General features: G+C 66.2%; 11 protein-coding genes. 2 read left to right on the top strand and 9 right to left on the bottom strand.

Annotated features, from left to right (window positions below; genetic code table 11):
* Nucleotides 1-159: 159 nt before the first annotated feature.
* Nucleotides 160-1500 carry an ammonium transporter gene (locus ACN0SE_RS09925; RefSeq protein WP_417524355.1) on the bottom strand — a complete coding sequence of 447 codons (1341 nt, stop codon included), beginning with the start codon at nt 1498-1500 and terminating at the stop codon, nt 160-162.
* A gap of 29 nt (nt 1501-1529) precedes the next feature.
* Complete coding sequence (locus ACN0SE_RS09930; RefSeq protein WP_323766114.1) at nt 1530-1868, bottom strand: P-II family nitrogen regulator; 339 nt, start codon at nt 1866-1868, stop codon at nt 1530-1532.
* Between the two features lie 260 nt (nt 1869-2128).
* Here ACN0SE_RS09930 and ACN0SE_RS09935 point away from each other — a divergent pair, with 260 nt between their 5' ends.
* A complete protein-coding gene (locus tag ACN0SE_RS09935; RefSeq protein ID WP_417524356.1) occupies nt 2129-4351 on the top strand; it encodes a transglycosylase domain-containing protein in 2223 nt (740 codons plus the stop codon).
* 122 nt (nt 4352-4473) lie between these two features.
* Here ACN0SE_RS09935 and ACN0SE_RS09940 read toward each other — a convergent pair whose 3' ends face one another.
* The 7 genes from ACN0SE_RS09940 to ACN0SE_RS09970 form a co-directional block, all read right to left on the bottom strand.
* Nucleotides 4474-5658, bottom strand: a complete 1185-nt coding sequence (locus ACN0SE_RS09940; RefSeq protein ID WP_417524357.1) for an aromatic amino acid transaminase — start codon at nt 5656-5658, stop codon at nt 4474-4476.
* 5 nt (nt 5659-5663) lie between these two features.
* Nucleotides 5664-6521, bottom strand: coding sequence for a 3-mercaptopyruvate sulfurtransferase (gene sseA / locus ACN0SE_RS09945; protein WP_417524358.1), 858 nt, complete (start codon nt 6519-6521; stop codon nt 5664-5666).
* 87 nt (nt 6522-6608) lie between these two features.
* Nucleotides 6609-7082, bottom strand: coding sequence for an SsrA-binding protein SmpB (gene smpB / locus ACN0SE_RS09950; protein WP_417524359.1), 474 nt, complete (start codon nt 7080-7082; stop codon nt 6609-6611).
* 765 nt (nt 7083-7847) lie between these two features.
* Nucleotides 7848-8837, bottom strand: a complete 990-nt coding sequence (gene lpxK, locus ACN0SE_RS09955; RefSeq protein ID WP_417524360.1) for a tetraacyldisaccharide 4'-kinase — start codon at nt 8835-8837, stop codon at nt 7848-7850.
* Complete coding sequence (locus ACN0SE_RS09960; RefSeq protein ID WP_417524414.1) at nt 8837-10060, bottom strand: 3-deoxy-D-manno-octulosonic acid transferase; 1224 nt, start codon at nt 10058-10060, stop codon at nt 8837-8839. Before ACN0SE_RS09960 ends, lpxK begins: the two co-directional genes overlap by 1 nt.
* Complete coding sequence (locus ACN0SE_RS09965; RefSeq protein ID WP_417524361.1) at nt 10057-10302, bottom strand: DUF4170 domain-containing protein; 246 nt, start codon at nt 10300-10302, stop codon at nt 10057-10059. The genes ACN0SE_RS09960 and ACN0SE_RS09965 overlap by 4 nt, the downstream gene beginning before the upstream one ends.
* A 200-nt stretch (nt 10303-10502) precedes the next feature.
* Nucleotides 10503-11423 carry a hydrogen peroxide-inducible genes activator gene (locus tag ACN0SE_RS09970; protein WP_417524362.1) on the bottom strand — a complete coding sequence of 307 codons (921 nt, stop codon included), beginning with the start codon at nt 11421-11423 and terminating at the stop codon, nt 10503-10505.
* A 148-nt stretch (nt 11424-11571) separates the two neighbouring features.
* Between ACN0SE_RS09970 and katG the strand changes: the two genes are divergently transcribed.
* Entirely contained in the window at nt 11572-13743 is a 2172-nt protein-coding gene (gene katG, locus ACN0SE_RS09975) for a catalase/peroxidase HPI (protein ID WP_417524363.1), read from the top strand.
* Nucleotides 13744-13947: the final 204 nt, after the last annotated feature.

Raw genomic sequence — 13947 nt, forward strand, 5'->3', positions numbered from 1 at the left:
CCTGCGCGCTTCGATCTGATCTTTTGCGGATTTGGCCGGCGGCCGACCTTTGGTGGTTCGCCGCACCGCGGCCCGACAATGCGCGGCTCGGAGCATTGCACAAACGGAAAAAGGCGCGGGCTCCCCCGCGCCTTTCCAGATTTTTCAGACTTCGGAACCTCAGCCCTTGGAGAACTCGGGGTAGGCTTCCATGCCCAGCTCGGCCATGTCGAGACCGTTGATCTCGTCTTCCTCGCCGACCCGGATACCCGTGGTTGCCTTGAGGATGAACCAGATCACACCCGAGACCACGAAGGTGAAGACACCGACGACGATGATCGAGTAGAGCTGCGTGCCGATCGACGCATCCCCATTGGTGAAGACCACGGCGATGGTGCCCCAGATGCCGGCGAAGAGGTGCACCGGGATGGCGCCGACCACGTCGTCGATCTTGAGCTTGTCGAGGAAGGGCACGGCGAAGACCACGATCACGCCACCGACGGCCCCGATCAGGGTGGCAGAACCCAGCGTGGGGGTCAGCGGCTCGGCGGTGATCGACACCAGGCCGGCCAGCGCACCGTTGAGCACCATGGTGAGGTCGGGCTTCTTGTAGAGCAGCTGCGTCAGGATCAGCGCGGCCACGGCGCCACCGGCGGCGGCAGTGTTGGTGTTGGCGAAGATGCGGCTGATGTCGGCGACGTCACCCACGGTGCCCATGGCAAGCTGCGAGCCGCCGTTGAAGCCGAACCAGCCGAGCCACAGGATGAAGGTCCCGAGGGTCGCCAGCGCCAGGTTGTGGCCCGGGATCGGCACGGTGCGGCCATCCTTGGTGTATTTGCCGATACGCGGCCCGAGGATCAGCGCGCCGGCCAGAGCGGCCCAGCCACCGACGGAGTGCACGACGGTCGAACCGGCGAAGTCGAGGAAGCCCATGGCATCCAGGAAACCGCCGCCCCATTTCCACGACGCCTGCAGCGGGTAGATGATCGAGGTCAGGATCACGGTGAAGATCAGGAAGGGCCAGAGCTTGATGCGCTCGGCCAGGGCGCCCGAGACGATCGAGGCGGTGGCCGCACAGAACATCAGCTGGAAGAAGAAGTCCGAGCCGGTCGAGGCATAGGAGTAGTCGTCGGCATCGGCCGCGGCCACGCCAACGGCTTCGAGGACACCGGGGCCCCAGACGCCGGAAAGGATGCCATCAACCGCCCATGTGCCCAGCGGGTACATCAGGTTGTAGCCGATCAGGTAGTAGAAGATCGCCGCAAATGAAAACAGCGCGATGTTCTTGGTCAGCTGCATGGTCACGTTCTTGGCGCGCACGAGGCCCGCTTCGAGCATGGCGAAACCCGCGGCCATCCAGAACACCAGGAAGCCGCCGATCAGGAACAGCAGCGAGTTGAATATGAAGACGCTGTCGGTCGAGGCGTTCACGCCCGGCACCGGGCCGTCATCCTGAGCAAGTCCGAGGCTGGGCGCGGCGATCATCGCGGCGACAAGTCCCAGTTTGGTAAGAGTTTTCATGATATCCTATCCCCTATGTCCGCGTCGCTTCAGAGCGCGTCGTCATTGGTTTCGCCGGTGCGCACGCGCACGGCCTGTGCCACGTCGAGCACGAAGATCTTGCCGTCGCCGATCTTGCCGGTCTGGGCGGTGGTGGTGATGGTCTCGACGACCTGGTCGGCCATGGCGGCGCTGACCACGATCTCGAGCTTGATCTTGGGCACGAAGTTCACGGCGTATTCCGCGCCACGGTAAATCTCGGTATGGCCGGACTGCGAGCCGAAGCCCTTGATCTCGGTCACCATCATGCCGCGCACCCCGATGCCGGTCAGCGCCTCGCGCACTTCTTCAAGCTTGAACGGCTTGATTGTCGCAATGATGAGTTTCACGTTCTTCCCTTTCGGTAAGCGAGCCCGGGGCCCGCGGATTTCGCAGTTGCAGAAAAACGGTGCTTCACGGCCGGGGTGAAGATTTGAGCGCGGAAAACAGCGGCGAAAACGTCAGCATTTGCACATTTTTTGCACAATTCTTAAGCTATGCTTAAAAATTGATCGGTAAATAAACGCCAGTATCTGCCGCCTGCTCTCAACATCCGGGGTCGGACGGACTATTTTACAGGCACAGGCATAATCCCGAGCAGGTTGGTGACATGAGTGATTCCGGACGCCGGAAACCGCGGTTGGTGGCGGACAGGAGGTTCCCCGGGAAGTCGGGGGCAACCGCTTCGAAGACGGCCTCGAAAACATCCTCGAAGGCCGGCGCCAAGCCGCCGGCCAAGGGGCGTGGCCGCGGCGGCCGGCCGCCTCGCAAGCCGGGGCCGCGCGGGCCGCTGGGCTATCTGGCAATGCTGGTGCGCTGGGTTTTCGGGGTGATCTGGAAATCCGTGGTGCGGGTCACCGCGGTGATCGTCCTGCTGATCGCCGCCGGTGTCGCCTATTACTGGTCGACCCTGCCGCCGGTGCAGGAGCTGCTCGACGGCCGCGCCCGCGGGTCGGTCACCATGCTCGACAATACCGGCGAGGTCTTTGCCTGGCGCGGCGAACAATTCGGCGGCGCCATCGACGCCGAGACCGTCAGCCCGCATCTGCGCAACGCCGTGGTCGCCACCGAGGACCGGCGCTTCTACAGCCACTTCGGCATCTCGCCGCGCGGCGTCGCCAGCGCGATCAAGATCAACCTTTCCGAAGGCCGCGGGCCGCTGTCGGGCCACGGTGGCTCGACCATCACCCAGCAGACCGCCAAGCTGCTCTGTCTCGGCACGCCCTACAACGAGAAGGACTGGGAAAGCGAACGCGCCTACGAATCCGAGTGCCGCGAAGGCTCGCTCTGGCGCAAGATCAAGGAAGCGACCTATGCCATCGCCATGGAGGTCAAGTATTCCAAGAACGAGATCCTGACCGTCTATCTCAACCGCGCGTTCCTCGGCGAAGGTTCTCGCGGCTTCGAGGCCGCCTCGCAGCGCTATTTCGGCAAATCCGCCAACGAGGTCGAACCGGCCGAGGCAGCGATGCTGGCCGGTCTGCTGGTGGCGCCCTCGCGCTATGCGCCGACCAACAACCTCGAACGCTCGCAGCGCCGTGCCGCCACGGTGATCCGGCTGATGGAGGAACAGGGCTACCTGACCAAGGCCGAGGCCGACGACGCCCAGGCCAACCCGGCGGTGCTCTCCGACGCGGCCGAGGCCGAGGCCGGCGGCTATTTCGCCGATTGGGTCATGGCCTCGGGGCCGGAGTTCTTTACCCGCAACACCACCGAGGACGTGATCATCCGCACCACGCTCGACCAGCGCATCCAGAGCGCGGCCGAGGATGCGATGAACTACATCTTCGACAACAAGGTGCGCGACGGCTCCAAGGCGCAGGCGGCGATCGTGGTGATGTCGGCCGACGGCGCGGTGCGCGGCATGGTCGGCGGGCGCAAGACCCGGGTGTCGGGCGTCTTCAACCGCGCCACACAGGCGCAGCGCCAGACCGGGTCGTCGTTCAAGCCCTTCGTCTATGCCACCGCGATGGAGATGGGCTACAGCCCGCTCGACAAGGTCCGGGACGAGCCCTTCTGCATGGACATCCCCGGCTCTGGAGAATGGTGCCCGAAGAACTACACCAACGACTTCAAGGGCACGGTGACGCTGACCGATGCGCTGAAGCATTCGCTCAACATCCCGGCGGTCAAGATCTCCGAGGCGCTGGGCCGTGACCTGGTGCAAAAGGTGGCGCGCGACTTCGGCATCGACAGCGCGCTGGCCGATTCACCGGCGATGGCGCTCGGCGCCTCCGAATCGACGCTGATCGAGATGGTGGGCGCCTATGCCGGCATCCTCAACGGCGGCTCTGCGGTCACACCCTACGGGCTGGTCGAGCTGAAGCTCCTGGGCGAGGACGTGCCGATGATGGACGCCACCGGCGGCATCGGCGAACGGGTGATCCAGGAGGATGCGGCGCGCTCGCTGGTCTACATGATGGAGAAAGTGGTCTCCGAGGGCTCCGGCCGCCGCGCCGCCCTGCCGGACCGCCAGGCCGCTGGCAAGACCGGCACCACCCAGGCGGCCCGCGATGCCTGGTTCATCGGCTTCACCGCCGATTACGTCGCCGGCGTCTGGATGGGCTATGACGACAACACGCCGCTCACCGGCGTGACCGGCGGCGGCCTGCCGGCCGAGATCTGGCGCGAGACGATGGTGCGGGTACACGAGGGCGTGCCGGTGCGCGATCTGCCGATGAACGTGCCGCAGGCGCCGGAACCGCAGCAGGCGCCGCAACCCCAGCCACAGCCGCAACCCGAACGCCAGCAACCGCGCCGCGACAACCCGGTGGAAAACCTGGCCGAGACCGTGCTGCAGCAGGTTCTGCGCGACCTCTTCGGCGGAAACTGACCCGTACAAACGTCAAGGGCCGGCCCCTGACAGGCCGGCCCTTGCTTTCCTCTTGCTCCAAATACCCTCGGGGGAGTCCGGCTTTGCCGGACGGGGGCAGAGCCCCCTCCTGCCCCGAAAGCTCAGATGCCCGCGTCAACGATCGCCTTGGCGAGGATCGGCACCGTGTGCTTGTTGAGCCCGGCGATGTTGAGCCGGCTGTCCCCCACCATGTAGATCGCGTGCTCTTCGCGCAGGCGCTCGACCTTGTCGGGCGTGGTGCCGATGCGCGAGAACATGCCGCGGTGCTCGGCGACAAAGCCGAAGCGGTCCGAGCCCGACTGTTCCTGCAGCTCCGCCGCCAGATGCTCGCGCAGCTTGAGCATGCCGAGGCGGATATCCTCGAGCTCGGCGGCCCAGTCGGCCCGCAGCTCGGGATCGTTAAGCACCATGGTCACCAGGCGGGTGCCGTGGTCCGGCGGGAAGGAGAAGTTCTGCCGGTTGAGATGCGCCAGCGCGCCCTCGTGGATGTCGCGCCGGGCGGCATCCTGGCTGATCGCCATGGCAAGGCCCGCCCGCTCGCGGTAGATGCCGAAGTTCTTGGAGCACGACGCCGCGATCAGCAGCTCCGGCACCGAAGAAGCCACCAGCCGGGTGCCCGCCGCATCCTCGTCGAGACCGTCACCAAAGCCCTGGTAGGCGATGTCGATCATCGGTGTCGCGCCAGTCTTCAGCAGCAGATCGGTCACCGCCTGCCATTGCGACAGGTTCAGGTTGGCGCCTGTCGGGTTGTGGCAGCAACCGTGCAACAGCACGAGGTCGCCCGCCTTGGCCTCGGCCAGGTCTTCCATCATGCCGTCGAAATCCACCGCCCGGGTCTCGCTGTCGAAATAGCGGTACTCGGTGAAGGGCAGCCCCATGAACTTGAGGATCGACAGGTGGTTCGGCCAAGTCGGATCGGACACCCAGACCCGCACGTCAGGGTTGGCCATGCGCGCCAGCTCGAAGCACTGGCGCACCGCGCCGGTGCCACCGGGGGTGGCCGCGCCGGCGATGTTCTCGCTGGGCACCGCATCGCCGAGGATCAGCCCGGCCAGCGCGTCGCGGTACGCCGGATCGCCGATCAGGCCGACATAGCTCTTGGTCTCTTCCTGTTCCCAGAGCTTCTTTTCCGCCGCCTTGATGGCGCGAAAGATCGGCGTCTTGCCCTCGGCATCCTTGTAGACGCCGACGCCGAGGTCGATCTTCTGCGGCCGGGGATCGTCGCGATACATCTTCATCAGCGCGAGGATCTTGTCGGCGGGTTGTTCCTTCAGGTGTGACAGCATGGGCTTCAGGCCTCTCCAGTGGCTACGGGCAGGGTGGGGAATTGCCCCCACTCGGCCCAGGAGCCGTCATAAAGCGAATGGTCGGTCTTCCCCATGCGCTCGAGCGCCAGCGACAGGATCGCCGCGGTCACGCCGGAGCCGCAGGAGGTGATGACCGGTTTCGTGAGGTCGACGCCGGCCGCCTCGAAGATGGCGCGGGTCTCCTCGGGTGATTTCATCGTGCCGTCGCTGTTCAGGAGCGTGCTGTAGGGCACGTTGCGCGCGCCGGGGATATGGCCAGAGCGCAGGCCCTCGCGCGGTTCCTTCGCCGCGCCGGTAAAGCGCGCGGCAGCGCGGGCATCGACGATCTCGTGGGTGCCGAGCTTGGTGGCGGCGCTGACCTGGGTCACGTCGCGCACCAGCGAATTCTGCACCCGCACCGTCATGTGGCGGTCGCGGATCACCGGCGGCATGTCCTCGATCTCGCGGCCCTCGGCGCGCCATTTCGGCAGGCCGCCGTCGAGCACGGCGACGTTTTCCTGACCCATCAGCCGGAACAGCCACCAGACCCTAGCCGCCGAAAACAGCCCGGTGCTGTCATAGACCACCACCTGGTGGCCGTCACCGACGCCCAGCGCCCGCATCCGGCTCATGAATTTCTCGACCGGCGGCACCATGTGCGGCAGGTCGGAACGGGCGTCGCTGATCTCGTCGATGTCGAAGAACCGCGCGCCGGGGATATGCCCGGCCTCGTATTCCCCGCGGGCGTCACGGCCCGCGTCGGGCATGTGCCAGCTGGCATCCAGGATGCGAAGATCCGGATCCTTGAGGTGTTGAGCCAACCAACCGGTCGAGACCAGCGTTCCGGGATCGTCCTGCGCCATAAATCCCCCTGAAAAGCGATTGGCCCTTCCTAGCCAAGCGCCGGGAGGGAAACAAGGGTGACAAAGGTCAGGGCCTGGCTGACGAGGTCAGCCGTCCTTGAGCAGCCGCTGTTTCTGGCGGTTCCAGTCGCGCTTGGCATCGGTGGCGCGCTTGTCGTAGTTCTTCTTGCCCTTGGCGATGCCGATCTTGAGCTTGGCCAGGCCCTTGTGATTGAAATAGAGCACCAGCGGCACCAGGGTCATGCCCTTGCGCTGGGTCTCGTTCCACAGGCGCGACAGTTCCTTGCGGCTCACCAGAAGCTTGCGGCGGCGGCGTTCCTCATGCGGGAACATGGCGCGGTTGTAAGGCGCGATGTAGGAGTTCACCAGCCAGAGCTCGCCCTCTTCGACGGCGGCATAGCTCTCGGCGATATTGGCCGAGGTCTCACGCAGGGATTTGACCTCCGAGCCGGTGAGGATCATGCCGCATTCGATGTCATCCTCGATGGCATAGTCGTAGCGCGCCCGGCGGTTTTCCGCGAGCACCTTGTAGTTCGGATCTGTCTGTTTCTTCTGGGCCATTGGACCTGACTATATCGGGCGGCGGGGCGTGTCCATCAAGGGCAGATATGCAATCTGTCTGGCGGCCTGCCCATGTCTTCTGCGCAAGCCGCGCCATCGCCGACCCGTGGGGCGGCGACCAATCTCAATTCGGCAGTGCTTTATCCCAGCCATGTCCGAAGAAGCTCCGGGCGAAGCGCATACGACAGACAAATCGCCGCCCCGGGGGCGGGTCATGCCGAAGGCATGCCTCTGGCATGACGATGGCGCGGCGGTCTGCGGCCTTGATACCGCGCCTAGGTAGAATTGCCTGGGCGGTAACTGAACCTTTGTCCTTCAAGCCCAAGCCGTGCCATCGCCGACCCGTGGGGTGGCGATCCAACCGTCATTCGGCAGCGCTTTATCCCAGCCAAGTCCGAAAAAGCTCCAAGCGAGGTGCATACGACAGACAAATCGCCGCCCCAGGGGGCGGGTCGGCGATGGCGCGGCGGCCTGCGGCCTTGATTCCGCGCCCGGGCAGATTTCTCTGAGCGAAACTCAAAAACAAAACGCAACCTGTGTCCTTCAAGCCCAAGCCGCGCCATCGCCGACCCGTGGGGTGGCGTTCCTTCCTGCGTTCGGCAGCGCTTTATCCCTGCCAAATCCGCAGAAGCTCCGAGCGAGGCGCATACGACAGACAAATCGCCGCCCCGGGGGGCGGGTCATGCCGAAGGCATGCCTCTGGCATGACGATGGCGCGGCGGCCTGCGGCCTTGATTCCGCGCCCCGGGCATCAATCGATTGTCGCTACAAAACCCTGTCCAAGGCCGCCTCCAGCGCCGCATCCTCGCCGACAACCAGACGCACCGGCAAGGTCAGCACCTTCTGCCGGAACTCCACAGGCAGCCGCACCGCGTCCTTCTCGGTGCAGACCAGCTGCGCCCCCTGGGCCGCTGCCTCACTCTCGAGCCGTGCCATCAGCGCCGGGGTCAGCGGCTGGTGATCCTCCAGCGCCTCGCCGCGCCGCAGATCGGCGCCCAAGCCCCGCAAGGTGGCAAAGAACTTCTCCGGATGTCCGATGCCGGCAAAGGCCAGCACCGGCAGGCCCTGCCAGTCCATCCCGGTCTGCAAGGGCTCCAGCCGTCCCGTCACATGCGGCAGATCAATCGCCCCGCCCAAAATCGCGGCAAACTCCCGCTGCGCCGGCTCCGGCCCGATGGACAGCAGCAGATCGGCCCGCGCCAGCCCCGCTGCTACCGGTTCCCGCAAAGGCCCCGCCGGCAGACAGAGCCCGTTTCCGAACCCCTTCGCCGCATCCACCACGATCACCGACAGGTCCTTGGCCAACCCGGGGTTCTGAAAGCCATCGTCCATCACCAACACGTCGGCCCCTTCGGCAATCGCCAACCGCGCGCCAAGGGCGCGGTCCCGCGCCACCACCACCGGGGCAAAGGCCGCCAGCAGCAGCGGCTCGTCACCGACATCCGCCGCGCCATGCGCCTTGGGGTCGACCAGCACCGGGCCTGCAAGCGCCCCGCCATGGCCGCGCGACAGCACAAAGGGCTTCCGTCCCCGCGCCATCAACCGCAGCAGCAGGTCCATCGTCGTCGGCGTCTTGCCGGTGCCGCCGGCATTCAGGTTGCCGACGCAGATCACCGGGACCGAGGCGCGCAGGTCGGGCGGTCGCGCCACCCGCCGCGCTGTGGCGCGGGCGGTCAGCGCGCCCAGAGGCTTCAGCGCGCGGGCCGCCAGCGCCGGCCGGTCGGGCGCGGTGAACCAGAAACCGGGCGCGCGCATCAGGTCACCTCGGCCAGGTCGAGCGTGTCCTGGATCAGGTCCATGATCCGGTCGGAGACATGCGCGCCCTCTGACACGATCTCCCAGGCCGCCAGCGACATCGCGGCGGCGCGGTCCGGCGCCACCAGCTGCTTGAGCGCGGTGGTCAGCGTGTCGGTGTCGCGCACGATCCGCGCCGCGCCAGCCTCGGCCAGGCGGGAATAGGCATGCAGGTGGCGGCCGATGTTGGGACCATAGAGGATGGCCGAGCCCAGCGCCGCCGGCTCGAAGGGATCGCAGCCGCCATGGCCCGCCACCAGCGACGAGGCCATGAAGGAGACCGGCGCCAACCGGTACCACAACCCCATCTCGCCATAGGTGTCGGCCAGGTGCACCTCGGTGGTCTCGTCGGGAAATTCGCTGTCGGACCAGCGGGTGAAGGTCATGCCGCCGCGCTCCATCCGGCGGGCCATGTCGTCGCCCATCTCCGGCTTGTCCGGCACGATGATCAGCAGGAGCCTGTGCGCCCAGGACGACACCGCGCGATGGGCGCGCAGCACGGTGGTCAGCTCTTCCGGCTGCACCATCGCCGCCAGCCAGACCGGGCGTGTGCCGATCGACTTGCGCAGGTCGGCCAAGTCGCTCTGGTTGCAGCCGATGGCGGCGCTGCCCTCCTGCAGGGGGCCGGTGATGGTCAGGTCCTCCTCGGCCAGCCCGAACCGGCGCAGCCGCCGGGCGGCATTGGCGTCAGAGGCCATGACCACGGTGAAATATTCCAGCAACAGCGGCGTCGGGTCGGGCAGAAAGGGCACCGGCCGAGCATCGAAGCCATCCTCGCGCGCATCGACGAGATAGAGCGCCAGCCCCGCCTCGGCCGCCGTCACCACGTGCGAGGCAATCAGATCGCCACAGGTCCAGAGGCAGAGCTCGGGCCGCCAATGGGCCAGGAAATCGCGCATGTCGTCGGGGTGGATGCCGGGGGCCTGCACCATGATGATGTGTTTCTTGAGCCGCTTCGGACCGGTCACCCCCGGCGCCAGGGTGACGAGCACATAGGCTTCTGGCCGCTGCGAAATCAACCGCGCGGCCAATTGCATGATCGCCGAAATCCGTTCGCCGCGAGTGGCATGGACCCAGACCAGAAGGCCCTCGGGCCGCTCCGGATAGGTCCTGTCCTGGCGCTCGCGGCGGCGGGCCCAGGCCAGGTGGGCCTGGACGGTCAGGGGGCGGGACGGGTCGGTCAGCTTTCAACCTCTTGCGTCGGCGAGGTCTCGGCCTCTTCGTCCAGCATCCGGTGCAGATGCGAGATGAAATAGCGCATGTGGGCATTGTCCACGGTGCGCTGGGCCTCGGATTTCCAGGCATTGTAGGCGGATTGGTAATCGGGGAAGATCCCGACCACGTGAATGTCATCGACGTTCTTGAAGATGGTTCCCGAAGGATCGACAAGCTCGCCACCAAAGACAAGGTGCAGACGCTGGGTCATTCATGGCTCCTTTTGGCCGGTGATTTGGCTCCAGACCCTATCGCTGCCCGCCCCGGGGTCAAGGTGTCCGGGCGGTCGGGCGGTGGGGTGCGGGGGGCGCGGCGCGGGGGATTCAGGCCGTCATCCCGGGCTTGACCCGGGATCTCCTGGTGCGGTGCAAACGTTGAGAGGTCCCGGGTCAAGCCCGGGATGACGTTTCTTCAATTCACACCCTCAGCGCTGACTATCCCCTCCCCCTGTCCTGCCGCGCGCACCACTTCCGACAGCTCGGTCAACTGCGCCGCCAGCGGCGAAGTCTTGCGCCAGATCATGCCAATGGTGCGGCTGGGGCGGGCGTCGGTGAAAGGCGAGACCGCCACATCGGCCGAGCGGGTCTCGACCGCGACCGCCATCTCGGGGATCAGCGTCACGCCGATGCCGGCGCCCACCATCTGCACCAGGGTCGTCAGCGACGAGCCATCCAGCCCGTCACGCGACAGGGCCGAGCGGATGTTGCAGAAGCTGAGCGCCTGATCGCGGAAGCAATGGCCCTCTTCCAGCAGCAAGAGCCGCATCTCGCGCAGTTTCTCGCGGTCTGGCACCGGCTTGCCGGCGTCCCGCGCCGGGCGCACCAGCATGAACTCCTCGTCGAACAGCGCCACCTCGGTCAACCCGCGTTCCGAAATCGGCAGGGCGACGATGGCGGTGTCGATGCGGCCGGTGCCCAGCTCTTCGATCAGGGTCTCGGTCAGGGTCTCGCGGATGTGCAGGTCGATGCCGGGATAGCCTTGGGTCAGCGCGCCGATCACCCGCGGCAGCAGGTAGGGCGCCACCGTCGGGATCACGCCGATCCTGAGCCGCCCGACCAGCCGCCCGCGGGTCGCCCGCGCCACCTCTCCCAGCTCGTCCACCGCGCCGAGGATGTCGCGCACCCGCGGCGCCAACGCCTCGCCGAAGCCGGTCAGCCGCACCTGCCGGGTGCCGCGCTCGAAGAGCGGCGCGCCCAGACTTTCCTCCATGTCCTTGATCTGCACCGACAGGGCCGGCTGCGATACCGAACAGGCCGCCGCGGCCTGGCCGAAATGGCCGTGCCGCGCCAGCGCCTCGAAATAGCGGAGCTGTCTCAGGGTCAGATTGTCCATAGGTTTTAATTATCACAACAATCCGGAAATACAATTTTCTTGTATCGAAAACCTTTGTTAGCCTCCGGTCAGAACATGCGGATTCGCTCTCTCGGGGCGGTGCGGATGTGACCCGACGCGACAACGGAAAACCAAGGGAGAAACCGACATGGACGGCAACGATATGGGCAAATGCCCGGTGATGCATGGCAGCAGCGCAAAGGGGCGCCGCGCCCGCGACTGGTGGCCCAATGCGCTGAACCTCGACATCCTGCACCAGCACGATGCCAAGGTGAATCCGATGCCCAGGGACTTCGACTATCGCGAAGAGCTGAAGAAGCTCGACGTCGAGGCGCTGAAGGCCGACATCGAGGCGCTGCTGACCGACAGCCAGGATTGGTGGCCGGCGGACTGGGGCCATTACGGCGGTCTGATGGTGCGGATGGCCTGGCACTCGGCCGGTTCGTACCGCCTGTCGGATGGTCGCGGCGGCGGCAACACCGGCAACCAGCGCTTTGCGCCGCTGAACTCCTGGCCCGACAACGTCAGCCTCGACAAGGCGCGCCGTCTGCTCTGGCCGATCAAGAAGAAATACGGCAACCGGATCTCCTGGGCCGACCTGATGATTCTGGCCGGCAACATGGCCTATGAATCGATGGGCCTGAAGACCTTTGGCTTTGCCTTCGGCCGCGAGGATATCTGGCACCCCGAGAACGACGTCTTCTGGGGCGAAGAGCAGGAATGGCTGGCGCCGTCCGACAGCCGCTATGGCGATCTCGAGGATCCGGGCACCATGCACGGGCCGGTGGCCGCGGTGCAGATGGGGCTGATCTACGTCAATCCCGAGGGCGTCAACGGCAACCCCGATCCGGCCCGCACCGCGCTGCACGTGCGCGAGACCTTCAAGCGGATGGCGATGAACGACGAGGAAACCGCGGCGCTGACCGCCGGCGGCCACTCGGTCGGCAAGGCGCATGGCAACGGCGATGCCTCGACCCTCGGGCCCGACCCGGAAGCCGCCGGCGTCGAGGCGCAGGGCTTTGGCTGGGCCAACGCCAATCAGGGCGGGCTGGCCTCGAACGCCGTCTCCTCGGGCATCGAAGGCGCCTGGACAGCGGAACCCACCAAGTTCGACATGGGCTATTTCGAGATGCTCTTCGGCTACGAATGGGAGCTGACGACCTCGCCCGCCGGGGCCAAGCAGTGGAAGCCTGTCGACATCAAGGAAGAGCACATGCCGGTCGACGCCTCGGACCCGTCCAAGCGCGTGATGCCGATGATGACCGATGCCGACATGGCGATGAAGGTCGACCCGATCTACAACGAGATCTGCCAGAAGTTCATGGCCGACCCGGAGTATTTCAAGGACACCTTCGCCCGTGCATGGTTCAAGCTGACCCACCGCGACATGGGCCCCAAGGTGCGCTACATCGGCCCCGACGTGCCGGAGGAAACGCTGATCTGGCAGGACCCGGTGCCCGCAGGTTCGACCGGCTATGACGTGGACGCGCTGAAGGCAAAGATTGCCGACAGCGGCCTCTCGGTGGCCGAACTGGTCTCCACCGCCTGGGATTCCGCCCGCACCTTCCGCGGTTCGGACCTGCGCGGCGGCGCCAATGGCGCGCGCATCCGGCTGGCCCCGCAGAAGGACTGGGTCGGCAACGAGCCCGAGCGCCTGGCAAAGGTTCTGGACGTGCTGCAACCGCTGGCCGAGGCCGCCGGAGCCTCGCTGGCCGATACCATCGTGCTGGCCGGCAATGTCGGTCTGGAACAGGCGATCAAGGCAGCCGGACTTTCGGTGGACGTGCCCTTTGCCCCCGGCCGCGGCGACGCCAGTGCCGAGCAGACCGATGCCGAGAGCTTCGAGCCTCTGGAGCCCTGGGCCGACGGCTTCCGCAATTGGCTGAAGGAAGACCTCAGCGTACCGCCCGAGGAGCTTCTGGTCGACCGCGCGCAGCTTTTGGGACTGACCGCGCCGGAGATGACGGTGCTGGTTGGCGGCATGCGGATGCTGGGCACCAACCACGGTGGCAGCAAGCATGGCGTCTTCACAGACCGCGAAGGCGCGCTGGTACAGGACTTCTTCGTCAACCTGACCGACATGTCGAACCGCTGGGAGCAGAAGGACGACGGCTCTTACGCGATCATCGACCGCAAGTCCGGCGAAGAGAAATGGACCGCCTCGCGGCTCGACCTGGTGTTCGGCTCGAATTCGATCCTGCGGGCCTATTGCGAGCTCTACGCCCAGGACGACAACGCCGAGAAGTTCGCCCGCGATTTCGTCGCGGCCTGGACCAAGGTGATGAACGCCGACCGCTTCGACCTCGATCAGGCGGCTTGAGGATCACGCCTCGTCCGTCTGTGCGGGCGGGGCGTGGGTTCGGCTGAGGCTCTGGCCCCGTCCGCTTTTGCGGGCGGGGTTTTTCTCTGGGTGCCGGGGGGATGTCAGCGCGTCGCGTCCCGGACTTGCTCCGGGACCTCAATGTCGACCAGGAGGCCCCGGAGCAGGTCCGGGGCGTGGGCGCGCCAGATAGATTATCGCGCC

Source organism: Marinovum sp., assembly GCF_048263515.1.
Lineage (GTDB): Bacteria > Pseudomonadota > Alphaproteobacteria > Rhodobacterales > Rhodobacteraceae > Marinovum.